This window comes from Dysgonomonas sp. Shenzhen-Wh21 (assembly GCF_043392705.1).
Taxonomy (GTDB): Bacteria; Bacteroidota; Bacteroidia; order Bacteroidales; family Dysgonomonadaceae; genus Dysgonomonas.
Genome location: NZ_JAIXHZ010000126.1, coordinates 101,406 through 126,360, shown reverse-complemented (window position 1 = coordinate 126,360; position 24,955 = coordinate 101,406). Strand labels below are relative to the sequence as shown.

At 39.0% G+C, this 24,955-nt stretch carries 39 protein-coding genes; 36 read left to right on the top strand and 3 right to left on the bottom strand.

Annotation, left to right across the window (positions count from 1 at the left end):
- Positions 1-3: 3 nt before the first annotated feature.
- Complete coding sequence (locus tag LDB17_RS08810) at positions 4-903, bottom strand: DUF2156 domain-containing protein (protein ID WP_252637989.1); 900 nt, start codon at positions 901-903, stop codon at positions 4-6.
- Positions 904-1,066: 163 nt separating this feature from the next.
- On the opposite strand from LDB17_RS08810, the gene LDB17_RS08805 reads away from it, so the two are divergent.
- Both LDB17_RS08805 and LDB17_RS08800 read left to right on the top strand, forming a co-directional pair.
- A complete protein-coding gene (locus tag LDB17_RS08805) occupies positions 1,067-1,675 on the top strand; it encodes a response regulator transcription factor (protein WP_135105503.1) in 609 nt (202 codons plus the stop codon).
- Positions 1,676-1,686: 11 nt separating this feature from the next.
- Positions 1,687-2,391, top strand: coding sequence for a hemerythrin domain-containing protein (locus LDB17_RS08800; RefSeq protein WP_252637988.1), 705 nt, complete (start codon positions 1,687-1,689; stop codon positions 2,389-2,391).
- Here LDB17_RS08800 and LDB17_RS08795 read toward each other — a convergent pair whose 3' ends face one another.
- Positions 2,392-3,861: an oligosaccharide flippase family protein gene (locus LDB17_RS08795; RefSeq protein WP_252637987.1), complete on the bottom strand. Its 1,470-nt coding sequence runs from the start codon at positions 3,859-3,861 to the stop codon at positions 2,392-2,394.
- 9 nt (positions 3,862-3,870) lie between these two features.
- Positions 3,871-4,374, bottom strand: a complete 504-nt coding sequence (locus LDB17_RS08790; RefSeq protein WP_252637985.1) for a hypothetical protein — start codon at positions 4,372-4,374, stop codon at positions 3,871-3,873.
- A gap of 265 nt (positions 4,375-4,639) precedes the next feature.
- Here LDB17_RS08790 and LDB17_RS08785 point away from each other — a divergent pair, with 265 nt between their 5' ends.
- The 34 genes from LDB17_RS08785 to rplQ all read left to right on the top strand — a co-directional run bounded on the left by LDB17_RS08785 (position 4,640) and on the right by rplQ (position 24,751).
- On the top strand, positions 4,640-6,238 hold the full coding sequence (locus LDB17_RS08785) for an aromatic hydrocarbon degradation protein (protein WP_393924992.1): 1,599 nt from the start codon (positions 4,640-4,642) through the stop codon (positions 6,236-6,238).
- Between the two features lie 267 nt (positions 6,239-6,505).
- Entirely contained in the window at positions 6,506-6,919 is a 414-nt protein-coding gene (gene rpsL / locus LDB17_RS08780; RefSeq protein WP_006841782.1) for a 30S ribosomal protein S12, read from the top strand.
- 162 nt (positions 6,920-7,081) lie between these two features.
- Entirely contained in the window at positions 7,082-7,558 is a 477-nt protein-coding gene (gene rpsG, locus LDB17_RS08775; protein ID WP_006841783.1) for a 30S ribosomal protein S7, read from the top strand.
- 23 nt (positions 7,559-7,581) lie between these two features.
- A complete protein-coding gene (fusA, locus tag LDB17_RS08770) occupies positions 7,582-9,705 on the top strand; it encodes an elongation factor G (protein WP_252637983.1) in 2,124 nt (707 codons plus the stop codon).
- A 91-nt stretch (positions 9,706-9,796) separates the two neighbouring features.
- Positions 9,797-10,102 carry a 30S ribosomal protein S10 gene (rpsJ, locus tag LDB17_RS08765; protein ID WP_006841785.1) on the top strand — a complete coding sequence of 102 codons (306 nt, stop codon included), beginning with the start codon at positions 9,797-9,799 and terminating at the stop codon, positions 10,100-10,102.
- A 38-nt stretch (positions 10,103-10,140) separates the two neighbouring features.
- On the top strand, positions 10,141-10,761 hold the full coding sequence (rplC, locus tag LDB17_RS08760) for a 50S ribosomal protein L3 (protein WP_135105508.1): 621 nt from the start codon (positions 10,141-10,143) through the stop codon (positions 10,759-10,761).
- Positions 10,761-11,393 (top strand): 50S ribosomal protein L4, encoded by a 633-nt coding sequence (gene rplD, locus LDB17_RS08755; RefSeq protein ID WP_135105509.1) that lies wholly within the window; start codon positions 10,761-10,763, stop codon positions 11,391-11,393. Before rplC ends, rplD begins: the two co-directional genes overlap by 1 nt.
- 12 nt (positions 11,394-11,405) lie before the next feature.
- The gene (rplW, locus tag LDB17_RS08750) at positions 11,406-11,699 is read left to right on the top strand and encodes a 50S ribosomal protein L23 (RefSeq protein WP_006841788.1); all 294 of its coding nucleotides are present in this window, start codon (positions 11,406-11,408) and stop codon (positions 11,697-11,699) included.
- A 7-nt stretch (positions 11,700-11,706) separates the two neighbouring features.
- Entirely contained in the window at positions 11,707-12,531 is an 825-nt protein-coding gene (gene rplB, locus LDB17_RS08745; RefSeq protein WP_135105511.1) for a 50S ribosomal protein L2, read from the top strand.
- Positions 12,532-12,556: 25 nt separating this feature from the next.
- Complete coding sequence (rpsS, locus tag LDB17_RS08740) at positions 12,557-12,826, top strand: 30S ribosomal protein S19 (RefSeq protein WP_006800257.1); 270 nt, start codon at positions 12,557-12,559, stop codon at positions 12,824-12,826.
- Between the two features lie 42 nt (positions 12,827-12,868).
- The gene (gene rplV / locus LDB17_RS08735; protein ID WP_006841790.1) at positions 12,869-13,276 is read left to right on the top strand and encodes a 50S ribosomal protein L22; all 408 of its coding nucleotides are present in this window, start codon (positions 12,869-12,871) and stop codon (positions 13,274-13,276) included.
- A 7-nt stretch (positions 13,277-13,283) separates the two neighbouring features.
- Positions 13,284-14,036, top strand: coding sequence for a 30S ribosomal protein S3 (gene rpsC, locus LDB17_RS08730; protein WP_006841791.1), 753 nt, complete (start codon positions 13,284-13,286; stop codon positions 14,034-14,036).
- A gap of 21 nt (positions 14,037-14,057) precedes the next feature.
- Positions 14,058-14,489, top strand: coding sequence for a 50S ribosomal protein L16 (gene rplP / locus LDB17_RS08725; protein WP_006841792.1), 432 nt, complete (start codon positions 14,058-14,060; stop codon positions 14,487-14,489).
- A 5-nt stretch (positions 14,490-14,494) separates the two neighbouring features.
- Positions 14,495-14,689 carry a 50S ribosomal protein L29 gene (gene rpmC / locus LDB17_RS08720; protein WP_006841793.1) on the top strand — a complete coding sequence of 65 codons (195 nt, stop codon included), beginning with the start codon at positions 14,495-14,497 and terminating at the stop codon, positions 14,687-14,689.
- Positions 14,690-14,699: 10 nt separating this feature from the next.
- Positions 14,700-14,957, top strand: a complete 258-nt coding sequence (gene rpsQ / locus LDB17_RS08715; protein WP_006800252.1) for a 30S ribosomal protein S17 — start codon at positions 14,700-14,702, stop codon at positions 14,955-14,957.
- 2 nt (positions 14,958-14,959) lie between these two features.
- A complete protein-coding gene (gene rplN, locus LDB17_RS08710; protein ID WP_006841794.1) occupies positions 14,960-15,325 on the top strand; it encodes a 50S ribosomal protein L14 in 366 nt (121 codons plus the stop codon).
- Positions 15,326-15,344: 19 nt separating this feature from the next.
- Positions 15,345-15,662: a 50S ribosomal protein L24 gene (rplX, locus tag LDB17_RS08705; RefSeq protein WP_006841795.1), complete on the top strand. Its 318-nt coding sequence runs from the start codon at positions 15,345-15,347 to the stop codon at positions 15,660-15,662.
- Entirely contained in the window at positions 15,662-16,225 is a 564-nt protein-coding gene (gene rplE / locus LDB17_RS08700; RefSeq protein WP_252637981.1) for a 50S ribosomal protein L5, read from the top strand. The genes rplX and rplE overlap by 1 nt, the downstream gene beginning before the upstream one ends.
- A gap of 1 nt (position 16,226) precedes the next feature.
- Positions 16,227-16,496, top strand: coding sequence for a 30S ribosomal protein S14 (gene rpsN / locus LDB17_RS08695; RefSeq protein WP_135105514.1), 270 nt, complete (start codon positions 16,227-16,229; stop codon positions 16,494-16,496).
- A gap of 65 nt (positions 16,497-16,561) precedes the next feature.
- Entirely contained in the window at positions 16,562-16,957 is a 396-nt protein-coding gene (gene rpsH, locus LDB17_RS08690) for a 30S ribosomal protein S8 (protein WP_135105515.1), read from the top strand.
- A gap of 22 nt (positions 16,958-16,979) precedes the next feature.
- Positions 16,980-17,534 (top strand): 50S ribosomal protein L6, encoded by a 555-nt coding sequence (gene rplF / locus LDB17_RS08685; protein WP_252637980.1) that lies wholly within the window; start codon positions 16,980-16,982, stop codon positions 17,532-17,534.
- Positions 17,535-17,553: 19 nt separating this feature from the next.
- On the top strand, positions 17,554-17,898 hold the full coding sequence (rplR, locus tag LDB17_RS08680; protein ID WP_135105517.1) for a 50S ribosomal protein L18: 345 nt from the start codon (positions 17,554-17,556) through the stop codon (positions 17,896-17,898).
- A gap of 5 nt (positions 17,899-17,903) precedes the next feature.
- Positions 17,904-18,422, top strand: coding sequence for a 30S ribosomal protein S5 (gene rpsE, locus LDB17_RS08675; protein WP_006841801.1), 519 nt, complete (start codon positions 17,904-17,906; stop codon positions 18,420-18,422).
- Between the two features lie 20 nt (positions 18,423-18,442).
- On the top strand, positions 18,443-18,619 hold the full coding sequence (rpmD, locus tag LDB17_RS08670; RefSeq protein WP_252637979.1) for a 50S ribosomal protein L30: 177 nt from the start codon (positions 18,443-18,445) through the stop codon (positions 18,617-18,619).
- 31 nt (positions 18,620-18,650) lie between these two features.
- Positions 18,651-19,100, top strand: coding sequence for a 50S ribosomal protein L15 (gene rplO, locus LDB17_RS08665; RefSeq protein ID WP_135105519.1), 450 nt, complete (start codon positions 18,651-18,653; stop codon positions 19,098-19,100).
- 1 nt (position 19,101) lies between these two features.
- Positions 19,102-20,418, top strand: coding sequence for a preprotein translocase subunit SecY (gene secY, locus LDB17_RS08660; RefSeq protein ID WP_135105520.1), 1,317 nt, complete (start codon positions 19,102-19,104; stop codon positions 20,416-20,418).
- Positions 20,419-20,430: 12 nt separating this feature from the next.
- Positions 20,431-21,231: a type I methionyl aminopeptidase gene (map, locus tag LDB17_RS08655; protein ID WP_252637978.1), complete on the top strand. Its 801-nt coding sequence runs from the start codon at positions 20,431-20,433 to the stop codon at positions 21,229-21,231.
- An 18-nt stretch (positions 21,232-21,249) separates the two neighbouring features.
- Positions 21,250-21,468 carry a translation initiation factor IF-1 gene (gene infA, locus LDB17_RS08650; protein WP_006841806.1) on the top strand — a complete coding sequence of 73 codons (219 nt, stop codon included), beginning with the start codon at positions 21,250-21,252 and terminating at the stop codon, positions 21,466-21,468.
- 14 nt (positions 21,469-21,482) lie between these two features.
- The gene (gene ykgO, locus LDB17_RS08645; RefSeq protein WP_006841807.1) at positions 21,483-21,599 is read left to right on the top strand and encodes a type B 50S ribosomal protein L36; all 117 of its coding nucleotides are present in this window, start codon (positions 21,483-21,485) and stop codon (positions 21,597-21,599) included.
- Positions 21,600-21,632: 33 nt separating this feature from the next.
- Entirely contained in the window at positions 21,633-22,013 is a 381-nt protein-coding gene (gene rpsM, locus LDB17_RS08640) for a 30S ribosomal protein S13 (protein WP_135105522.1), read from the top strand.
- Positions 22,014-22,023: 10 nt separating this feature from the next.
- On the top strand, positions 22,024-22,413 hold the full coding sequence (gene rpsK / locus LDB17_RS08635) for a 30S ribosomal protein S11 (RefSeq protein ID WP_006841809.1): 390 nt from the start codon (positions 22,024-22,026) through the stop codon (positions 22,411-22,413).
- A gap of 105 nt (positions 22,414-22,518) precedes the next feature.
- A complete protein-coding gene (gene rpsD / locus LDB17_RS08630) occupies positions 22,519-23,127 on the top strand; it encodes a 30S ribosomal protein S4 (RefSeq protein ID WP_006841810.1) in 609 nt (202 codons plus the stop codon).
- Between the two features lie 8 nt (positions 23,128-23,135).
- A complete protein-coding gene (locus tag LDB17_RS08625) occupies positions 23,136-24,128 on the top strand; it encodes a DNA-directed RNA polymerase subunit alpha (protein WP_252637977.1) in 993 nt (330 codons plus the stop codon).
- An 8-nt stretch (positions 24,129-24,136) separates the two neighbouring features.
- Positions 24,137-24,751 carry a 50S ribosomal protein L17 gene (gene rplQ, locus LDB17_RS08620; protein WP_252637976.1) on the top strand — a complete coding sequence of 205 codons (615 nt, stop codon included), beginning with the start codon at positions 24,137-24,139 and terminating at the stop codon, positions 24,749-24,751.
- Positions 24,752-24,955 lie beyond the last annotated feature (204 nt).

Sequence of the window (24,955 nt, the reverse complement as noted above, 5' to 3'; positions counted from 1 at the left end):
ATGTTACACAAATGGAATAAGAATTCCTTCTTCTAATAATAGATCAGGGTAATATGACATTTTAGCCTTGCGAAGATTTGCTATACCCATATCTTCCTCTCTGTTGATATATTTGTATTGAGACGCTTCGTGTTTTATAAACTGCTGGTTGATAATTGTATATGCGCCGTTTACTTCGCTGAACGCTTTTTCTACATGCACAACGAAAGTATCAGCCGTAAGTTGCTCTCCTATTGTGAATGCCACGATCTTTCCATTAACACGGATCGCACCTCCACGAAGTTGCAGATATTCGAAGTTTTCGAGCATAATTTTGGTTGCGATATAATCGTATCGTTGAGAGAAATCCGCTTTTGAGGTATTCACTTCTTCCCATTCGTCGAGCATATATGCACACTCTTCCAGCTCTTTTTGGGAAGTCAGAGGAAAATATTCCCAGTCGGGGTTGTCTGCCTTAAATCGGTTGATGTGATTGCGCTTGCTTTGCAGTTTTTTACCCGAAAGGTTAATTAACTTCTCAGACAAATAGATATACTCATCATTGTTGCGATCGGGCAGATATCTGAACTCTCCCGGAATTTCGTTGCGTATTTTTTCCCACATTTCAGACGAGATGCCTTTCATCTGGAATGGTATTTTGTTTATTTTCGCATCTTCTTCTATTAATTTGAATGCATCTATAAGTGGCATTTTCCCGATGGGCATCATATAGTACGTCTGTCCGTCGGAATCCTGGAACCTAAGAAATATTGTACGGTGTTCTATTGCGTACACCGTTTTGAATTTTGCATTCCATGCGTAAAGGTTTGTAAAACAAAAGTCGCAGGCACGGTATTCGTTTCCTGCAAAGGCGGCATCCATTACTTTTTTATCAGAAAGTGTAATCTGCTTAAAGTTGATCATAAATTAGGAATGTATTAAAAATCCTATAAACAAAACTACTATAAATATTGTTTAGAAACACAAGTCCGGATTATTTATATTATATAACATTTGTTTATAAAATAAAATATCACGAAATTTGTGACTTATAAAGAATCATTCTATATAAGAAAACTATCGAAAGATGTCTAAAACGAAGAAAGTGCTGGCTGTAGCCGAAACTTCATATATTATTCGTAAAGGTCTGGTTTATGTTTTATCTCAGCTAAATAGCGTCGGAAAAGTTGTAGAATTGAGAGAAATGGAAGATATAAATTATCAGATAAATATACTCAAACCGGATGCTGTTCTTATCAACCCCATGTTGCTGGGGCATACATCAAGGCATGATATCCGGCAGCAGCTCAATTTGGATAAACAGACAGCAATAATAGCTTTGGTTTATAATCTTATTGATGAGCAGTTTTATCGTTCCTATGATGCAGTTATACGTATAAATGATTCGGAATCGAAGATTGAAGAAACTTTACTTAAATGTCTTGAGAAGGAAACAGGAGGACAGTCAGACACCGAAGAGCTGAGTGATAGAGAGAAAGAAATTTTGATAAGTGTTGTGAAGGGCATGAGTAATAAAGAAATAGCCGATCATCATAGTATCTCTATTCATACGGCTATTACGCACCGCAGAAATATTACACGCAAATTGAAAGTTCATAGTATTTCTGGATTGACTATATATGCAATAATTAATAAATTAGTGGATATTTCGGAAATAAAATATCAAGACGAATAAACTTGTACACAATGCAGAATGTAACAATCATATTTAATAAGAAAATGAAAATGTCGGAGCTTATAGATGCCGACTACCACTTATTATTATTGCTCAATCGGTTAAATATTTCGCTTGGGTTCGGCGAAAAAAGTGTTGAGTCAGTTTGTAAAGAAAATGATTTTGATACAGATTGTTTCCTATTCCTTGCAAACTATCAATCAAATAAATGTATAACCAATATACAAGAGGTGTTCAGCAAATTGCCTCTTGCACCGTTTCTCAGATACCTTAAAAATTCACACAGTTATTTTCTGGAAAGAAGGCTTCCGAATATTCGCCGTAAGCTTGAATTGGTTTTCCCCGAAACAGACAAAGCATTACAAACCGTTGTTCTTGATTTCTTCGACAATTATACCAAAGAAGTATTGGAGCATATGAGGTATGAGGATGATGTTGTTTTTCCTTATGTCTACTCTTTGATTGATAAAGATGCCAATAAGCAATACTCTATCAATATATTTGAAGAACGGCATAATGATATTGAGGGAAAAATAAATGATCTGAAACAGATATTGCTAAAGTACGTTCCGGGCACGACAGATCAGATGCTGATGGTAAATGTTCTTACCGAGCTCTATATGTCTGAAGAGGAACTCGAGGCGCATACTTTTATAGAAGACAATCTGGTTATTCCACGTGTAAAAGAAATAGAGAAAGAGCGCAAAAAGAAGTGATTACTCTTTCTTAAACCAACTACCTAAATCTTTTAAGTTGAATACTTTCTTCAATTTGAAGAAGGCATACAGCATGGAGGCACATAATGTGATCCCTCCCAAATATTTGTATTGCGGGATATGCATCACAATAAAGAGTGTAATACAAATCAGCATTAGATTAATCAGGATCATTGAAATAATCGTATTAGTCCATTTGAAATCTGAGAGCTTCCGTCCGATAATGTATACAAGAGGCAGATATACAATATAGGCAGCCAAATATGCGATTCCTGCCGCATCTAATCCATACAGAGGGTAGAGTATATAGGCGGAGAAGAGATATACACTATAATATGTGACTTCTGATATAAAAAATACAAAGCCTTTATTTTTCACTAGCATAATAAAGGCTATCGGCCAACTTAGTACTTTCAAAAATGAGCCTGCTACTTGCCAGCATAAGAGCGTATTCGCCCCCGAAAATTTTCCCGAATAGAGAACTGATAAAGCGAAGTCGGAGAAAAGCATCATGCCTATAACAATAGGAGAAGCAATAACCAGTACAATATAGCTCTGTTCATTTATGAGTGCTTTCATTTTATCCTTTTCGCTCGCTATTGCCGAAAGACGAGGATAAAAGTCTGATCCCATCGATCTGAGTATGAGTGCAAGATATACATTTGTTATTGTCCATGCCGATTGAAATAGTCCTGCCGCTTCAATATTATCGGTTCGTGTGATGTATGTTCTGATAAGAAACATGCTCACAGTGCTTACAAGAGCTGCCGATACAATGTAAATTCCAAGTTTTAGAGAGTTTAATCCTTCGTGGAAAGCTTCTTTATTTGAGATGTTAGCTTTCTCTATATTTTGTTTCCTGTAATAAAATTCAACACAGAGAAAAGATATTCCTCCCGATACGATAAAAGCAGGGATAATACCTTCCAGCCCGAACATAAAATATATAGGAATGGTGATAATTAAGCCTATTAAGCTGCCCCATACAGCAGATTTTGCCATCTCGGGAATTTTACGCATCCCCTGTAGTATGGTTGATTTGCCTGTTGTAAGTATTGCAAGAAATACGCAAATAGCCAAACCTGCAATTGGTAGAGTATATTTGTTGCTGTCGAATGCCCAAAGACTAATCGGATAGCATAAGATGAGGCAAATGACAGAGCCTATGATTGCCGACCATTTGAACCAAATATTAAGGCGTGATATCACTCTATTGAGGGCTGTCTGGTCTTTTTGGACTTCGGTTTCGGCTATGTCTTTTACTCCCGCAGTATCCAGTCCGAGACTGAATCCTGATCGCATCATGTCTATAATAGATTGGTAGATGCCGATGATGCCTATCCCCGTAGGTCCTAGCAATATGGCAATAATCTTGGTTCGAATGATGCCAATGAGAATAATCAACGCCTGAGATCCCCCAAAAATGGTGGTAGACTTTATTATCTGTTGATATGATGATTTCTTGCTCAATGTTATACTTTAAGGTTTGGTCTTTATTTCGAAGCTGTTTTTAATTGTCTCAAAGCTTTTGTTCAGACTATCTTCTGTGTCACTTTGTATTATGATTAGATAGCTCATATTTCCTGCTTTAAGAGCGAACGTGTTTCCGTAAGATTTTTTAGAATCCCTAACGATCGTAAATTTAGAAGATAATGCATCATATTTGCCAAATTTGGATGGAATAATTTTCTCTGCTGAGTATTCAAACTTTGTTCTGTCTACATTTTTTTGATGCGTTTCTATTACTTCCTTTAAGTCTGTGCTTTTTTCTGTAAATGTTATGAATATAATGTTATTTCCTTCTTTTCCTTTTATAGAATAGGATTCTCCGGGCAATTCGTTTGTTTCTACAGTCCAGCTATGTGGGTATTCGAAAAGTACCCCTTCATAAAAAAGTTTTTTTTCAGCATTGCCGCTAATGCATGAAAGAAAACAAGTAATTAACCCTATGCTTAGCGCAAGAAAGAGAGCGGATCTGTTCATGTTACTTTTGATGAATGATTATGCAAATCTATTATTTTTTTACTGTTTTGCGCTAAATATCAATATCAAACGAAGATAAAATACATGGTTAATGTGTTGTGGTTCTTAAATAATGTGAGGATTTTTGAACTTTAAATATTAGTTGCATAGACAACATCTATTTGATAATCAATAAGATAATGTTCATTTTTAACATGGTTTCTTTTGAAACTAATAGATTCCTTATATCTTTGTGCCCAATTTTAATTAATTATATCAAATGAATATGAAGAAGACATTGGCTATTGCTGTTTTAGCCCTGTGTAGTACCTCGCATGTCTTTGCAGGAGGTATTCTTACCAATACGAATCAGAGTGCGCATTTTATCAGAATGGTTGCTCGTGACGCATCTGTACAAATAGACGCCGCTTATACAAATCCTGCGGGGCTTGTAAAACTTAACGATGGTTTCCATTTTTCTTTTTCCAATCAGAGTGCTTTTCAAACAAGAACGATAACTTCCACTTTTGCTCCATTTGCAGGGTTTGGTGGCGATGCTACAAAAAGTTTTAAGGGAACAGCTTCGGCTCCTATCATTCCTAGTATTCAGGCTGCATACAAAAAAGGTAAATGGGTGCTTTCCGGAAATATTGCAGTGACAGGCGGTGGCGGTAAAGCTACATTTAATGATGGGTTGCCTTCTTTTGAATCAACGATATCAATGTTGCCCGGTTTGCTTGCTGCGAGCGGAATCACCACAAATAACTATTCGGTAGATGCATATATGCGTGGTTCATCATTTATATATGGTGCTCAGATCGGAGGAAGTTATGCTATTAATAATATGTTTTCAGTATATGGCGGTTTTCGTCTTAATATAGTAAATAATAGATACGAGGGACATTTGAGAAATATATCTTTTAACCCTCAACACCCCATGTTAAATCCTACAGGAGGCATGATGTCTGCTCAGACCTTTTTTAATGACGCTGCTTCGTTGGCGAAGGGAACTGCTGCAAATCTGAATCCTTTTATCGAAAGTGGAGCCGGTGCGTATACTGTAGGTCAACTGATTACTGCAGGAAAACTGTCGCAAGCGATGGCCGACCAACTAAGGGCAGGATTGAATATTGGCAATGCCGAGCAGTTTAATCAAATGCAGATACAGCAGGTTCAAGCCGGATATGTAATTGCAGGGCAGGCGTATGAAGCTAATGCAAAAGCTGTAGCTGACAAAAATCTTGATTCATCACAATCCGGATGGGGTATATCTCCTATTCTTGGATTCAACTTCAGTTATAATAACCTGAATGTCGGTATGAAATATGAGTTTCGTACAGCTCTCAACGTAGAGAATAAAACTAAAGTTGATGATACAGGCTTGTTTAAAGATGGAGTAAATACTCCTCACGATATTCCTGCTCTATTCACAGTAGGCGCTTCTTATCAGATTACACCGAAGCTATTGGCAAGTGTTGGTTATCACCACTTTTTCGACTCAGATGCTAAAATGGCAGATGATAAACAAAAGCATATAAACGGAGGTACAAATGAATATTTATTTGGAGCCGAGTATAAAATAGATGACATGTTCTTGGTAAGTGCCGGAGGGCAAATCACCCGCTATGGCGTAAAAGATGAGTATCAGAGAGATTTAAGTTTCTCTATCAACTCATATTCTATAGGTTTAGGTGGTGCGGTAAATGTTGCCAAAAACGTTCTTATAAATGTAGGTTACTTCTGGACAACATATTCAGATTGGACAAAAGACAATCCAAAATATGTTGCAATACCAAATACCAACCCTCAGGCTTATCTTGCTGGGAAAGACGTATTCTCACGTACCAACAAGGTATTTGCTGCGGGAGTGGACTTTTCATTCTAACAGAAGCATTTTATAAAAACTACGGGATTTTAGTGGCAAGATGGAATATTCACGTTCCATCTTGCTTTTTTTGTTTACTTTTCTTTTCAAATATTTGTGTAATTAGCTGATTATGTCTACATTTGCAACCCGAATAATGCATGAAAAGGGCTTGTTCTGATGGCAATGAGTTGATTGTCATTCGAATAGCGTTCGTTTCTTGTGTTGTTTGCTAATTAAATGTATAATTAAAAACTGAATTTAAAAAGTTCTAAAGATTAAAACAACATGCCTACAATTCAACAATTAGTAAGAAAAGGACGGGCGGTTTTGGTTGAAAAGAGTAAGTCTCGTGCATTGGATGCATGTCCTCAACGTAGAGGTGTTTGTATCCGTGTATATACAACAACTCCTAAGAAACCTAACTCAGCGATGCGTAAGGTAGCACGTGTGCGTTTAACAAATTCAAAAGAGGTGAATGCTTATATACCTGGAGAAGGTCACAATTTGCAGGAGCACTCAATTGTACTTGTTAGAGGTGGTCGTGTGAAAGACCTTCCGGGTGTTCGTTACCACATTGTGCGTGGAACATTGGATACTGCAGGAGTAAATGGTCGTACACAACGCCGCTCTAAATACGGAGCAAAACGTCCTAAACCGGGAGCACCAGCGGCAGCTGCAGCTAAGGGTAAGAAAAAATAATTACCTGAGGCAATCCCTTTAACCGAGATTTTTAATTAAGTATTAAAACGGTTTAAGTTTATTGGATAGGCTATATATAGGTTGAGTAAATAGTTCGGCGGAACTTTTGAAGGCATCTAAAATTGGCAACCAAAAACAAAAACAAAATTTTTTAGTAAAAAAATGAGAAAAGCAAAACCAAAGAAAAGACAGATCCTCCCGGATCCTGTTTTCGGTGATGTAAAGGTTACAAAGTTTGTTAACCACTTAATGTATGATGGTAAAAAATCTACTGCATTCGATATCTTCTATACTGCATTGGAGATCGTGAAGAAGAAATTACCAAACGACGAAAAAACTGCTCTCGAAATATGGAAAGCAGCTCTAGATAATGTAACTCCTCAAGTAGAAGTGAAGTCACGCCGTGTAGGTGGTGCAACATTTCAGGTTCCTACCGAAATTCGCCCAGACCGCAAAGAATCTATCTGTATGAAAAATCTTATCCTTTATGCTCGCAAGAGAGGTGGTAAGACTATGGCAGACAAATTAGGCGCAGAAATCTCAGATGCATACAACAATCAAGGAGGCGCATTCAAAAGAAAAGAAGATATGCATAGAATGGCTGAAGCTAACCGTGCATTCGCTCATTTCAGATTCTAACAAAAAGGAAGAGTTAAAAAACAATGGCAAAGGTTAATGACAGTTTAAAGAATACAAGAAATATAGGCATCATGGCGCACATCGATGCCGGTAAAACCACTACTTCTGAACGTATCCTGTTCTATACCGGTCTTACTCATAAGATTGGAGAGGTACATGATGGCGCTGCCACTATGGACTGGATGGAGCAAGAGCAAGAAAGGGGTATTACTATTACATCTGCCGCTACTACAGCAAGCTGGAAGTATAACAATGAGATGTTTAAGATCAACTTGATAGATACTCCCGGACACGTTGACTTTACAGTAGAGGTAGAGCGTTCACTCCGTATTCTTGATGGAGCAATTGCTGCTTATGATGCTGTAAGTGGTGTTGAGCCTCAGTCGGAAACAGTATGGCGTCAGGCTGACAAATACGATGTTCCTCGTATGTGTTATGTAAATAAAATGGACCGTTCGGGAGCAGATTTCTTTGAAGTGGTACGCCAAATAAAAGAAATGTTGAATGGTAACCCATGTCCGGTTCAGATTCCGATTGGAGCAGAAGAACACTTCAAGGGAATCATCGACCTTATCAAAATGAAGGCGATGTACTGGCATGATGAAACAATGGGTGCAGACTACGAGTTGGACGAAATTCCTTCCGAATATCTAGCTGAAGCTCAAGAATGGAGAGAGAAAATGCTTGAAAAAGCTGCAGAATGTGATGAAACGTTGATGGAGAAATTCTTTGATGATCCGTCTTCAATCACAGAAGATGAAATTATCGCAGCATTACGCATCGGTACTCTTTCTATGCAGATCAATCCAATGTTGTGTGGATCTTCTTTCAAAAACAAAGGAGTTCAACCGTTATTGGATGCTGTATGTAAATTCTTGCCTAGCCCAATAGATACAGTAGCTATCGAAGGTACAGACCCAAGAACAGGTGCTACTATCGTTCGTCACCCAAGCCCAAGTGAGCCAATGGCTGCTTTGGCATTCAAAATCGCAACAGACCCATTCGTAGGACGCTTGTGTTTCTTCCGTGTTTATTCGGGGGAATTAGCAGCCGGATCGTATGTTTATAACAGCCGCTCCGAGAAGAAAGAACGTATCTCACGTTTGTTCCAGATGCACTCTAACAAGCAAAATCCGAAAGAAGTAATTGGTTGTGGAGATATAGGTGCAGGTGTAGGATTTAAAGATATTCGCACAGGTGATACACTATGTGACGAAAACAATCCTATCGTACTTGAATCTATGGACTTCCCAGAACCGGTTATTGGTATCGCTGTTGAGCCGATCACTCAAAAAGATGTGGATAAATTGGCTACAGGATTAGGAAAACTTGCAGAAGAAGATCCAACATTCCGTGTTCATACCGATCAGGATTCAGGTCAGACTATTATCGAAGGTATGGGTGAGCTTCACCTTGAAATTATCATCGACCGTCTGAAACGTGAGTTTAAGGTTGAATGTAATCAAGGTCGTCCTCAGGTATCATATAAAGAAGCAATTACTCAAACTGTTGATCTTCGCGAGGTTTACAAAAAACAAACCGGGGGTCGTGGTAAGTTTGCCGATATTATTGTTAAAGTTGGTCCAACAGATCCAGGATTTGAAGGAGACCTTCAATTTATCGATGAGGTGAAAGGTGGTAACGTTCCTAAGGAATTCATCCCTTCAGTTCAGAAAGGATTTGCTGCTGCAATGAAAAATGGTGTCCTTGCAGGATATGCGTTAGATAAACTGAAAGTTGTTCTTGTTGATGGTTCTTACCATACAGTAGACTCTGACCAGTTGTCATTCGAACTTTGTGCTAAGCTTGCTTTCAGAAATGCATGTGAGAAAGCCGGACCTACATTGCAAGAACCTATCATGAAACTGGAAGTAGTAACTCCGGAAGAAAGCATGGGTGATGTGATTTCTGACCTTAACAAACGTCGTGGTCAGGTAGAAGGTATGGAGTCTAGCCGTTCAGGTGCACGTATCGTGAAAGCTAAAGTGCCTTTGGCAGAAATGTTTGGATATGTGACTTCTTTGAGAACAATCACTTCGGGTAGAGCAACGTCAGCAATGACATTCTCTCATTACGAAGAAGTTTCGCCATCTATCGCACGTCAGGTATTAACTGAGGTTAAAGGTCGCGTTGATTTGATCAAATAACAAAAGAGACTGCAATTAGTAAATGACTCTTAATTGCAGTCTTTAATATTTTTATATAGAATTTATTTTAATAATTAACTAAAAACAAACGATGAGTCAGAAAATTAGAATTAAACTGAAATCGTACGATTACACATTGGTAGACAAGTCTGCTGAGAAAATCGTGAAAACAGTGAAAGCAACAGGTGCAGTGGTAAGCGGTCCAATTCCGTTACCAACTCACAAACGTATTTTTACTGTCAACCGTTCAACTTTCGTAAACAAGAAATCTCGTGAGCAGTTCGAACTATCTTCTTATAAAAGATTGATCGATATCTACAGCTCAACAGCAAAAACTGTAGATGCACTCATGAAGCTGGAATTGCCAAGTGGTGTAGAAGTAGAAATCAAAGTTTGATGAAAATTTATATTAGTTTAAATAAATAATTTAGAGAAATGCCAGGATTATTAGGAAAGAAAATCGGAATGACATCCGTATTCAGTGCCGAGGGAAAAAATATTCCATGCACTGTTGTCGAAGTGGGTCCTTGTGTTGTTACTCAGGTTAAAACATCTGAAAAAGATGGTTACGAGGCTGTACAGGTAGGCTTTGTTGAAAAGAAAGACAAACATACCAGCAAGCCCGAAATCGGACATTTCAAGAAAGCCGGGGTTGCACCTCAAAGACACTTGGCCGAGTTCAAGTATGAAGAGAAATACAATCTAGGAGACGTTATTACAGTAGACGGAATGTTCTCAATGGACGACCCTTTTATTGACGTAACTGGAGTGTCGAAAGGTAAAGGTTTCCAAGGGGTTGTTAAACGCCATGGTTTCCGTGGGGTAGGTGAAGCTACTCTAGGACAACATAACCGTCTTCGTGCTCCGGGTTCTATCGGAGCTTGTTCGTACCCTGCAAAGGTGTTTAAAGGAACAAGAATGGGTGGTCAGATGGGTAACAAACAAGTTACTGTTCAAAACCTTGTGATTATTAAAATAATTCCGGAACATAATCTTTTGTTAATAAAAGGTTCGGTACCGGGAAGTAAAGGTTCAATCGTTAGAATAGAAAGATAATGGAACTGAGTGTATTAGATAAAAACGGTAAAGAAACCGGTAAAAAAGTAGCGTTGAACGATGCTATTTATGCAATTGAGCCTAACGATCATGTTCTTTGGTTGGACGTGAAGCTATATCTTGCGAATCAACGTCAAGGTACTCACAAGACTAAAGAAAGAAGTGAGATGTCGGGAAGTACACGTAAGTTGATCCGTCAGAAAGGTGGAGGTGGTGCTCGCCGTGGTGATATCAATTCACCTGTACTAGTTGGTGGAGCACGTGTATTTGGTCCAAAACCAAGAGACTATGGCTTCAAATTGAACAAAAAAGTAAGAGTACTTGCTCGTAAATCTGCCCTTGCTGCTAAAGCAAAAGAAAATCAAATATTGGTAGTTGAAGACTTGTCTTTCGACTCTCCAAAAACTAAGGATTTTGTAGCATTGGCTAAAAATTTGCAAGTGGCTGATAAAAAGATACTTCTAGTTTTGCCAGACCAAAATAAAAATGTATATTTGTCGGCTCGTAATTTAGAAAGAGTAAAAGTTGTAAAAGCTTCTGATTTAAATACTTACTCAATACTTAACTGTACAAGTCTAGTATTGGCTGAGTCTTCGGTTGCTATTATAGATAATCTTTTATTAAAAGCATAAGGAGAGAATACTATGGGAATTTTGATAAAACCAATTTTAACAGAAAAGCAAACCGCGATTTCAGAAAAGTTTCCGAATCGTTACGGTTTTCGTGTTGCTCCAAGTGCAAACAAAGTGGAGATTAAGAACGCAGTAGAAGAGCTTTATGGCGTAACAGTTAAGTCTGTAAATACAATTAACTACTCCGGAAAGCTAAAAAGCCGTTACACAAAAGCTGGTGTGATAAAAGGTAAAACTCCTGCATTCAAGAAAGCAATAATCACCCTGAAAGAAGGTGAAAGTATAGACTTTTTTAGTAATATCTAAATAAAAAATGGCAGTACGTAAATTAAAGCCCACAACACCGGGGCAGAGACACAAAATTATTGGTACATTCCAAGAAATCACTGCAAGTGTACCAGAAAAATCCCTTGTAGTCGGTAAAAAAGCGTCTGGTGGCCGTAACAATACCGGTAAGATGACTATGCGTTATCTCGGCGGCGGTCATAAGAGAAAATTCAGGCTCATAGACTTCAAGAGAACGAAAGACGGAATTCCAGCCACTGTAAAAACAATCGAATATGATCCGAACCGTTCGGCTCGTATCGCTTTGTTGTATTATGTAGACGGAGCTAAAACTTATATCTTAGCACCAGAAGGTTTGGAAGTAGGTCAAACAGTGGTATCCGGAGCTGATGCTGCTCCTGAGGTTGGTAATGCATTGCCTTTGGCAAAAATTCCAATCGGTACAGTTGTTCATAATATCGAACTTCGTCCTGGTCAGGGAGCTAAAATGGTTCGTTCGGCAGGTGCTTTTGCACAGTTAACTTCTCGCGAAGGAAACTACGCAATCATAAGAATGCCTTCAGGCGAAACACGTAAGATCCTTGCTACATGTAAAGCTACTATCGGTAGCGTAGGCAACTCAGATCACGGACTAGAGAAATCAGGTAAAGCCGGTCGTTCTCGTTGGCTAGGCCGCCGTCCTCACAACCGAGGTGTAGTAATGAACCCTGTCGATCACCCAATGGGTGGTGGTGAAGGTCGTGCTTCAGGAGGTCACCCACGTTCACGTAAAGGATTGTACGCTAAGGGTCTCAAAACTAGAGCTCCTAAGAAACATTCTTCTAAGTACATAATCGAAAGAAGAAAAAAATAATAACCTGATTAATCAATAGAAAATTATGAGTCGTTCGTTAAAAAAAGGCCCGTATATTAATGTTAAGCTTGAGAAAAAAGTCTTGGCCATGAATGAGTCAGGTAAGAAAGCTGTGGTTAAGACATGGGCAAGAGCTTCAATGATATCCCCCGACTTTGTAGGCCATACTATTGCTGTTCACAACGGAAATAAATTTATTCCTGTATATGTGACAGAAAACATGGTAGGACACAAGTTAGGAGAATTCTCTCTTACACGTACATTCCGTGGACACGGAGGTAATAAGAAAAAATAATTGGAGCAGAAGCCAGTAAATTAATAAAAAGTAAACATTAAAATGGGTAAAAGAAAACATATAGTAGCTGAAGCAAGAAAAGAAGCTAAAAAGACTATTGCTTTCGCCAAGCTGAATGATGTTCCTACTTCTCCACGCAAAATGCGCCTTGTTGTCGACATGATACGTGGAATGGAAGCATTTAGGGCTCTTGGTGTATTGAAATACTCAAATAAAGAAGCTGCTGCAAGAATAGAAAAATTGTTACGCTCTGCTATCGCCAACTGGGAAGCAAAAAATGAGCGTAAAGCAGAAAGTGGAGAGTTGTATGTATCATTGGTAAACGTAGATGGTGGAGCCATGCTGAAAAGAATGCGTCCAGCTCCGCAGGGAAGAGGTTACAGAATACGTAAACGTTCAAATCATGTGACCCTTCACGTAGATACACTTAATAAAGAAAATCAAAATTAATTAGCAGATGGGACAAAAAGTTAATCCAATAGCAAATCGTTTAGGTATCATCCGTGGATGGGATTCTAATTGGTATGGAGGCAAAAGATATGGAAATACTTTGTTGGAAGACAGCAAAATCCGTAAATATCTGAATGCCCGTCTGGCTAAAGCTAGTGTATCTCGCATCGTTATCGAAAGAACTTTGAAACTTGTAACTATCACAGTTTGTACAGCTCGTCCGGGTATCATCATCGGTAAAGGCGGACAAGAAGTAGACAAGCTGAAAGAAGAGTTGAAGAAGATTACAGATAAAGATATCCAAATCAACATTTTTGAAATCAAAAAACCAGAGTTGGACGCAGTTATCGTTGCCAACAATGTAGCCCGTCAGGTAGAAGGTAAAATCGCTTACCGTCGTGCTATCAAAATGGCAATTGCTTCAACAATGAGAATGGGTGCAGAAGGTATCAAAATTCAAATATCAGGTCGTCTGAATGGCGCTGAAATGGCTCGTTCCGAAATGTACAAAGAAGGACGTACACCGCTTCATACATTCCGTGCCGATATTGATTATGCACATGCCGAAGCACTAACAAAAGTTGGTTTGATTGGTATTAAAGTATGGATTTGCCGTGGAGAAGTTTACGGTAAGAAAGACCTTGCTCCTTCATTCACAGCAGCCAAAGATGGTGGACACTCTGGTAACAGAGGTGGAGACAACCGTCGCAACGACAGAGGTGACCAAGGAAAAGGTTTCAAGAGAAATAAGAGAAAGTAATTAAAAAACGTTTGAAGTAAAATGTTACAACCGAAGAAAACAAAATTCAGAAGACAGCAAAAAGGTCGTATGAAAGGCATTGCTCAAAGAGGGCATGAATTGGCTTTCGGTTCATTTGGCATCAAAACCCTGGAAAACAAATGGATCACAGGACGCCAAATCGAAGCGGCTCGTATTGCAGTAACTCGTTACATGCAGCGTCAAGGACAAGTTTGGGTTAGAATTTTCCCTGACAAACCTATCACTAAGAAACCTGCCGAAGTACGTATGGGTAAAGGTAAGGGATCGCCGGAAGGTTTCGTTGCACCCGTTACACCAGGAAGAATCATATTCGAAATCGAAGGTGTATCTTATGATGTGGCAAAAGAAGCATTGCGCCTAGCAGCACAAAAGCTTCCTGTAACTACAAAATTTGTAGTTCGCAGAGATTATGACTTAACTCAAAACGCTTAAGAAGTATGAAAATTGCAGAAGTAAGAGAGCTTTCGGACAAAGAATTGAATGAAAGACTAGATGCTGAAAGAACAGCGTTAGACCAAATGGTGTTAAACCACAGTGTATCTCCATTGGACAATCCGACTAAGATTAAAGAAAAACGTCGCGATATCGCACGTTTCCTTACAGAGTTGCGCCAAAGAGAACTAAAAAAATAATTAAGAGCTGATGGAAACGAGAAATTTAAGAAAAGAAAGATTCGGGGTCGTTTTCAGTAACAAGATGGATAAAACCATCACTGTGGCTGTAAAATGGAAAGAAAAACACCCTATTTATGGAAAATTCGTTAACAAAACGAAGAAATATCACGCTCACGACGAAAAGAACGAGTGCAACATTGGCGACACAGTACGTATTATGGAAACTCGTCCGTTGAGTAAAACAAAGAGATGGAGATTAATAGAAATAATCGAAAGGGCTAAATAATTATGATACAACAAGAATCAAGACTAGTAGTTACTGATAACAGTGGAGCTAGAGAATGCTTATGTATCCGCGTATTAGGCGGTACAAGAAGACGTTATGCGTCTGTAGGGGATGTGATTGTGGTTGCTATCAAGAATGTAATCCCTTCGAGTGATATTAAGAAAGGTGCTGTAACAAAAGCAATGATCGTACGTACAAAAAAAGAAATCCGTCGTGCAGATGGTTCTTATATACGTTTCGACGACAATGCTTGTGTATTGCTAAACGCAGCAGGTGATATCAGAGGAAGCCGTATTTTCGGACCGGTTGCCCGCGAACTTCGCGCAACAAACATGAAAATCGTTTCATTGGCACCAGAGGTACTATAATTCAAAAAACTAAAAAGCAATGAGTAAATTACATATCAAAAAAGGCGATATAGTTTATGTGAATACTGGTGTCGATAAAGGTAAAACCGGTCGTGTGTTGAGAGTCTTTGTAGAAAAACAACGCGCTATCGTAGAAGGCCTTAACATGGTATCGAAACATACTAAGCCTAATGCTAAAAGTCCTCAAGGAGGAATTGAAAAGAAAGAAGCTGCTATCCATATCTCTAACCTGAACGTAGTAGACCCTAAAACAGGAAAACCTACACGTGTGGGCCGTAAAGAAGTAGATGGTAAGCTAGTACGTTACGCTAAAAAATCAGGGGAGGAAATTAAATAATGAGCAATACAACAACTCTTAAGACTGAATATAAAGACCGTATTGTTGCTTCTTTGATGAAAGAATTCGGTTATAAGTCAACAATGCAGGTGCCTGTGTTGAAGAAAATAGTTATCAACCAAGGTCTTGGTATTGCAGTTGCAGATAAGAAAATTATCGAAACAGCAGTTAACGAAATCACAACTATCACAGGTCAAAAAGCTGTTGCGACATACTCTAAAAAGGATATCTCTAACTTTAAGTTGCGTCGTAAGATGCCGATTGGCGTAATGGTAACATTGCGTAACGAAAAGATGTATGAATTCCTTGAAAGACTTGTACGTGTAGCACTTCCTCGTATTCGTGACTTTAAAGGTATCGAAAGTAAGCTTGACGGACGTGGAAACTATACACTAGGTATCGAAGAGCAAATTATCTTCCCGGAAATTAATATCGACAACATTAGCCGTATTTTGGGAATGAATATTACCTTTGTAACTTCTGCAAAAACAGATGAAGAAGGTTATGCTTTACTTAGAGAGTTCGGATTACCATTTAAAAACGCAAAAAAAGAATTGATATAAGATGGCAAAAGAATCAATGAAAGCTCGCGAGGTAAAAAGAGCTAAACTGGTTGCTAAATTTGCAGCTAAAAGAGCGCAGTTGAAAGCCGATGGCGATTACGAAGCGCTACAAGCTCTACCTAAGAATGCTTCACCTGTACGTCTGCACAATCGTTGCAGCCTTACAGGTCGTCCAAAAGGGTATATTCGCCAGTTTGGAATTTCCCGTATCCAATTTAGGGAAATGGCTTCTAAGGGATTAATACCGGGAGTTAAAAAAGCAAGTTGGTAAGAAATTATTTTAGTATAGAATTAAATATTGTTCCGGTTGCGGAATTAATTTAAATCAATTTAAACATGACAGATCCAATAGCAGATTATTTGACGCGTGTTAGAAACGCTATCATGGCTGGACACAGAGTTGTAGAAATTCCGGCGTCAAATTTGAAGAGAGAAATTACAAAAATTCTCATGGAAAAGGGCTACATCCTTAACTATAAGTTTGTAGACGAGGGTCCTCAAGGTTCAATTAAGATTGCCTTGAAGTATGATCCGGTAAATAAAGTAAACGCGATTAAGAAATTAATCCGCGTATCGTCTCCAGGTCTACGTAAATACGTAGGGTATAAAGAAATGCCTCGTGTCCTTAACGGACTCGGTATAGCTGTAGTATCTACCTCTAAAGGAGTGATGACAGACAAGGAAGCTCGCGAACTGAAAGTTGGTGGCGAAGTAATGTGTTATGTTTATTAATTAAGAGGGAGGATAGAAAGTTATGTCAAGAATAGGAAAATTACCCGTAAATCTTCCGGCCGGAGTAACAGTTACTGTTGGCAAGGATAACGTAATTACAGTAAAAGGACCTAAAGGGGAACTATCGCAAGAAGTTAATTCTGATATCAAAGTCTCTGTTGAAGACGGATTGTTGTCTGTGACACGTCCTTCTGATGATAGAATTCATCGTGCGTTACATGGTCTTTACAGATCATTGATTAACAACATGGTTATTGGCGTTTCTGAAGGATATCGCAAAGAGTTGGAATTAGTAGGGGTTGGTTACCGTGCATCAAATGCAGGTCAGCTTCTGGAATTATCTTTAGGATTTACACACAACATCCACATGATGTTGCCTCCTGAAGTGAAACTAGAAACTAAGTCGGAGAGAAACAAAAACCCTCTAATTATACTAGAATCTTGTGATAAACAGCTGATTGGTCAGATCTGCGCGAAAATTCGCTCATTCCGTAAACCGGAACCTTACAAAGGAAAAGGTATACGCTTTGTTGGTGAGGTTATTCGTCGCAAGTCAGGTAAGGCCGCAGGTAAATAATTCATAAACTGTAGTAATCATGGTAACAAAGACAGAAAGAAGAAATAAAATAAAGATGCGTGTACGTGGCAAGATCCACGGAACAAGCGAACGTCCACGCCTGACTGTATTCAGAAGCAACAAGCAAATTTATGCGCAAGTTATCGACGATTTGACAGGTAAAACTTTGGCGGCAGCATCTTCTCTGAAAATATCAGAGAAAGCTCCTAAAAAAGAAATAGCTGCTAAAGTTGGTGAACTTATCGCTAAAAGTGCTCAGGAAGCTGGTATTACAACTGTGGTATTCGACCGTAACGGTTACCTGTATCATGGTAGAATTAAAGAATTGGCAGATGCTGCCCGTAACGGTGGACTTAAATTTTAATAGAAATGGCAGGAGTTAACAATAGAGTAAAATCGACAAACGACATCGAGCTAAAAGATAGACTAGTAGCTATCAACCGTGTTACTAAAGTAACAAAGGGAGGTCGTACATTCAGCTTTGCCGCTATCGTAGTTGTAGGTAATGAAGATGGTATCGTAGGCTGGGGCCTAGGTAAAGCGGGTGAAGTAACTACAGCCATTGCTAAAGGAGTTGAAGCTGCAAAGAAAAACCTTATCAAAGTTCCAATTCTTAAAGGAACAGTTCCTCACGAGCAAATCGCTCGTTTCGGTGGATCTGAAGTTATGCTTCGTCCTGCTGCTCCCGGTACAGGGGTTAAGGCAGGGGGTGCGATGCGTGCCGTACTTGAGAGTGTGGGAGTAACAGATGTATTGGCAAAGTCGAAAGGTTCGTCTAACCCTCACAACCTTGTGAAGGCTACTATCGAAGCTTTGGGCGAATTGAGAGATGCTTACACTGTAGCTCAGAATAGAGGTATTTCTATGGAAAAAGTGTTTAAAGGTTAATTTGCAAAGAAAAAATTATTATGGCAAAAATTAAAGTTAAACAAGTAAAGAGCAGAATCAAATGTCCTAAAGACCAAAAGATGACATTAGACGCTTTGGGTCTTAGAAAGTTGAATCGTGTTGTAGAGCATGAAGACACACCGTCTATCAGAGGTATGATCAACAAGGTGAGCCATCTGGTTTCTGTTGTCGAGTAATTTAGTTTAGTAAGATAAAAAAATATAAAATATGAGTTTATCAAATATGAGACCTGCTGAAGGATCAACTAAAACCGGAAAGAGAATCGGACGTGGTACCGGATCTGGTTTAGGTGGCACTTCCACAAGAGGTCATAAAGGAGCTAAGTCCAGATCAGGTTATTCCAGAAAGTTTGGATTCGAAGGAGGTCAGATGCCAATTCAACGTCGTTTGCCTAAATTCGGTTTCAAAAACATTAACCGTGTTGAATACAAAGCTATCAACCTGGATGTTTTACAACGTTTAGCTGATGCTAAGAAACTTACTAAGATCGATGTTCAAACATTGATCGAAGCCGGTTTCCTATCAGGTAATCAATTAGTAAAGATACTTGGAAACGGAGCCCTTACTGCTAAAGTTGATGTAGAAGCACATGCCTTCTCTAAGTCAGCAGAAGCAGCTATTGAGGCTATAGGTGGAACAGTAACAAAACTGAAGTAAGATGGGATTGGTAAAAACACTGGAAAATATATGGAAGATTGAGGACCTTAGAAAAAGGCTCCTCATCACCTTCTTTTTCGTAGTGATCTATCGCTTCGGAGTTCACATCATCCTTCCCGGAGTAGATCCTCAGCAGCTTGCAAACTTGCATTCGATGACTGCCGGAGGTTTGCTCGGAATATTGGATATGTTCTCGGGAGGTGCATTTGCCAATGCGTCGATCTTTGCATTAGGTATCATGCCTTATATCTCGGCATCAATCGTTATCCAATTGTTGGGTATCGCGATACCATATTTCCAAAAGTTGCAGAGAGAAGGCGAAAGCGGACGTACCAAGATGAACCAATATACACGTTATCTGACAGTGGCAATCCTTGTATTCCAAGGACCTGCATACCTGTTGGGAGCGTTAGGACCTGCAGCCCCTTCTTCATGGGATTTTCTTATTCCTTCTACAATTATCCTTGCGGGAGGTAGTATGTTTGTTCTGTGGTTAGGAGAGCGTATCACAGATAAAGGTATAGGTAATGGTGTTTCTTTCATTATCCTTGTGGGTATCATATCACGTCTTCCACATGCGCTGATCGGTGAATTTACTTCCCGATTGAGCAACCCTGCGGGAGGATTGGTTATGTTTTTGGCAGAAATAGTATTTTTGTTACTAGTCGTTTGCGGAGCAATATTACTAGTGCAAGGTACTCGCCGTATACCGGTTCAATATGCTAAGAGAGTAGTGGGTAACAAACAATATGGCGGAGCTCGTCAGTATATTCCACTTAAGGTAAATGCAGCGAACGTAATGCCTATCATCTTTGCTCAGGCAATCATGATGGTGCCTGTTATGTTTGCAGGATTCTCTACCGATAAAACAGGTTTTCTAGGGTCTTTTACCGATCATACAAGTGTAGTATACAATGTTGTACTTGCCGTACTTATTATTGCTTTCACATGGTTCTATACTGCTGTTACCATCAATCCGGTGCAGATGGCAGATGAACTGAAGCGCAACAATGGTTTCATTCCGGGTATCAAACCGGGCAAAAAGACAGCAGACTATATCGACTCGATAATGTCCCGTATAACATTCCCGGGATCATTATTCTTGGCGTTGGTTGCTATCATGCCTGCATTTGCAAGTACTTTTGGAGTAAGCCGTGAGTTTTCTCAATTCTTTGGGGGAACATCGTTGCTGATTCTTGTGGGAGTTGTTTTGGATACACTGCAACAAATTGAGAGCCACCTATTGATGAGACATTACGATGGCTTATTGAAATCTGGTAGAATCAAAGGACGTTCGGGTTCGATCGCAGCTTATTAAGGAGGTTTATAAATGATATTCCTGAAAACAGACGAAGAAATTGAATTGATGCGTGAAGCTAACCGCCTGGTAGGTATGACCCTGGGCGAGGTAGCTAAACATATTAAGCCGGGGGTAACTCCTGCTCAGTTAGATAAAATTGCTAAAGAATTTATATACGATCACGGAGCAATCCCTTCTTTCTTAGGATACAAGGGTGCTCCGGGAACCGTAGATTTTCCGGGTGCTATATGTGCTTCGGTAAACGATCAGGTGGTACACGGTTTCCCTACTGATTATATTCTTAAAGATGGAGATGTGATCTCTGTTGATTGCGGTACTGAGAAGAACGGATTTTGTGGCGATTCGGCCTATACATTTTGTGTAGGAGAAGTTGCGGAAGATGTGAAAGCTTTGTTGCGGACAACAAAAGAATCTCTTTATCTGGGTATAGAAAAAGCTGTAGAAGGTAATCGTATAGGAGATATCGGTGAGGCTGTGCAGACATATTGCGAGAGACGTGGCTATTCGGTCGTTCGCGAACTGGTTGGACATGGTATAGGTCGCAAGATGCACGAAGCGCCCGAGGTTCCTAACTATGGTAAACGAGGTACAGGTCCTTTGTTGAAGAAAGGTATGTGCATCGCCATAGAACCGATGATTAATATGGGAAGCAAGAATGTCGTTTTCGAAAATGATGGGTGGACTATAAGAACTCGTGACCGTAAACCTTCGGCTCACTTTGAACACACAGTCGCTATTCGTCAGGGAAAAGCAGACATATTATCTACATTTGAATTTGTAGAAGCTGTTTTAGGAAGTAACGCAATTTAAAAAACCTTTTATTTATTTATGGCTAAACAATCGGCAATAGAACAAGACGGAGTTATAGTTGAAGCACTATCAAACGCTATGTTTCGTGTAGAACTCGAAAACGGTCACGAAATCACAGCACATATCTCAGGAAAAATGCGTATGCATTACATTAAAATACTTCCCGGAGATAAGGTACGTGTAGAGATGTCTCCTTATGATTTAACAAAAGGACGGATTTCATTCAGATACAAATAAAAAAAACATAAGATATGAAAGTAAGAGCATCAATTAAGAAGCGTACCGCTGACTGCAAGATTGTCAGAAGAAAAGGTCGCTTATACGTGATAAACAAAAAAAATCCTAAGTTCAAACAACGTCAGGGATAATTTATTAATTTTGCAAATTAATCTAAAAAATATATGGCAATAAGAATAGTTGGGGTCGATTTACCACAAAATAAGAGAGGCGAGATTGCCTTGACATACATTTATGGTATCGGACGTAGCTCTGCTAACAAAATCCTTGCTGAAGCAGGTATTGATAAAGATATCAAGGTAAAAGACTGGAACGATGATCAGGCCGGAGCTGTGCGTGAAATCATCGCTGCTCAGTTTAAAGTAGAAGGAGACTTGCGTTCGGAAGTACAACTAAACATCAAGCGATTGATGGATATAGGTTGTTACAGAGGTATCCGTCATCGTATCGGTTTACCATTGAGAGGTCAAAGTACTAAGAACAACGCCCGTACACGTAAGGGTAGAAAGAAAACTGTTGCTAACAAGAAAAAAGCTACAAAATAATTAATTTGATATGGCAAAAAAAACAGTCGCAGCGAAAAAGAGAAATGTTAAGGTGGATGCAATTGGCCAGGCTCATGTGCATTCTTCTTTCAACAATATCATTATATCGCTTACAAACAATGATGGGCAGGTTATCAGCTGGTCATCGGCAGGGAAGATGGGTTTCAGAAGCTCAAAAAAGAACACTCCTTACGCAGCTCAGATGGCAGCACAGGATTGTGCTAAAGTAGCATTTGACCTTGGACTAAGAAAGGTGAAAGTATACGTAAAAGGACCGGGCAATGGACGTGAGTCTGCTATCCGTACTATCCATGCAGCAGGAATCGAAGTAACAGAAATCGTTGACGTTACTCCACTTCCTCACAACGGATGTCGTCCTCCAAAACACAGAAGAGTTTAATCAAATTTAAAAATTGGATCTTAAATTGTGATTTGATTACAAAAACCCTCTCTGTAGTCGCGGCTGCACAATTTTAGCTTCATTTCATTATTAATTAGAAAGAAAATGGCAAGATATACTGGACCAAAATCAAAAATCGCCCGTAAATTCGGAGAGCCAATATTCGGACCTGACAAAGTTCTCTCAAAAAAGAACTATCCTCCGGGACAACATGGTAACGGAAGAAAAAAGAAATCGTCCGAGTACGGTATTCAATTACGTGAAAAGCAAAAAGCAAAATATACATACGGAGTACTCGAAAGACAGTTCCGTAATATGTTTGACAGAGCTCTTGCTTCACGTGGAATCACAGGGGAAGTATTACTTCAGATGTTAGAATCAAGATTAGATAATGTTGTATTCCGTCTAGGAATAGCTCCGACAAGAGCAGCAGCACGTCAGCTTGTTTCTCACCGTCATATTGTAGTAGACGGATCTGTGGTAAATATTCCTTCATATTCACTAAAACCAGGCCAATTGGTAGGTGTTCGCGAAAAATCAAAATCACTTGAAGTAGTAGGCGAAGCACTATCTGGTTTTAACCATAGCAAATACCCTTGGATCGAGTGGGATCAAGCTACGATGACAGGAAAATTCTTACATCTTCCTGAAAGAGCGGATATCCCTGAAAACATTAAAGAACAGTTGATCGTAGAGTTGTATTCTAAAAATTAATTAAATTCATGGCTATATTAGCATTTCAAAAACCGGATAAAGTATTGATGTTAGAAGCGGATGATTTCTTCGGAAAATTCGAATTTCGTCCGTTAGAACCCGGGTATGGTATTACCGTGGGTAATGCTTTACGCCGTATTCTGCTTTCATCTCTTGAGGGTTTTGCTATCACTTCTATAAAAATCGACGGTGTCGAACATGAATTTGCAACCGTACCGGGTGTTATAGAAGATGTAACGAATATAATATTGAACTTGAAACAAGTTCGATTCAAGCAAATCGTAGAAGAGATTGAAACAGAAAAGGTAAGTATTACTGTCTCAGGTACCGAAGTATTCAAAGCTGGAGATATAGGGAAGCATCTGTCAGGATTTGAAGTATTAAACCCTGATCTTGTAATTTGTCACTTAGACAAAAGTGCAAGCTTCCAAATAGAATTGAATATTAACAAAGGCCGTGGGTATGTACCTGCTGATGAAAATCGTAGTCTGTCCGACGATGTTAATGTTATAGCTATCGATTCTATTTATACTCCGATCCGTAATGTAAAATATGCGATAGAAAACTATCGTGTAGAGCAGAAAACGGACTATGAGAAATTAGTAATAGAAATAGCAACCGACGGGTCTATTCATCCAAAAGAAGCTTTGAAAGAAGCAGCTAAAATCCTTATTCATCACTTTATGTTGTTCTCTGACGAAAAGATTCTTCTTGAACAAAACGAAGTAGATGGTAACGAAGAGTTTGATGAAGAAATCCTGCACATGCGCCAGTTGCTTAAGACTAAGTTATCTGATATGAACCTTTCGGTTCGTGCACTTAACTGTCTCAAGTCAGCAGAAGTGGAAACACTTGGCGAATTGGTTCAGTTCAATAAGAATGACCTTCTTAAATTCAGAAACTTCGGTAAAAAATCGCTTACCGAGCTTGATGAGTTATTGGATAGCCTGAGCCTTTCATTCGGTATGGATATTTCTAAATATAAATTAGATAAAGATTAATAAGCGACATGAGACATAATAAAAAAATTAATCATTTAGGACGTAAAAGTGCACACAGAAATGCGATGTTATCCAATATGTGTACTTCTTTGTTACTTAGTCCTAATAAGCGCATCTTTACGACTGTAGCAAAGGCGAAAGCTTTGAGAAAAGTGGTTGAGCCTATTATTACTAAGTCAAAAGAAGATACAACTCAATCGAGACGTTTGGTTTTTCAGGAACTTCAGAGCAAAGCTGCTGTGACAGAACTGTTCCAAAATATCTCGCAGAAGATAGCCGACCGTCCGGGAGGTTATACACGTATCATCAAGACAGGTAATCGTTTAGGTGACAATGCTTCAATGTGTTTTATCGAATTAGTAGACTATAACGAAAACATGTTGAAAGAGAAGAAAGCTGCATCTAAAGGTAGAACTCGTCGTTCGAAGAAAAAAGATGATGATGCTCCTGCTGTAGAAGCTAAAGAAACTGCAAAAAAAGCGAAAGCTGAAAAAGCAGAAAAGGTAGAAAAAGCTGAAGAAGTAGAAGCTTTGGAAGTTGCACCAGAAACTTTGCCGGTAGTTGAAGAAGCTACTGCGCCTGAAGCTCCTGTTGCAGAAGAACCTAAAAAAGAAGAAGAGTAAGAAATTACTCTTTTATATAAAAGAAAAAAAAGTATCTGGGGTTCCAGATACTTTTTTTATTTTTTAAATCGCAGATTTTAATATGGGCATATTTTAAATTGCGACCTCTTTTTAATATAGTTTTTGTACACTGTGTTTTGTATGAAGGCTGAGAAGTCTTCTAAAAAATATATTATAAAGATGCATTTCTTTTAAAAACGTTGC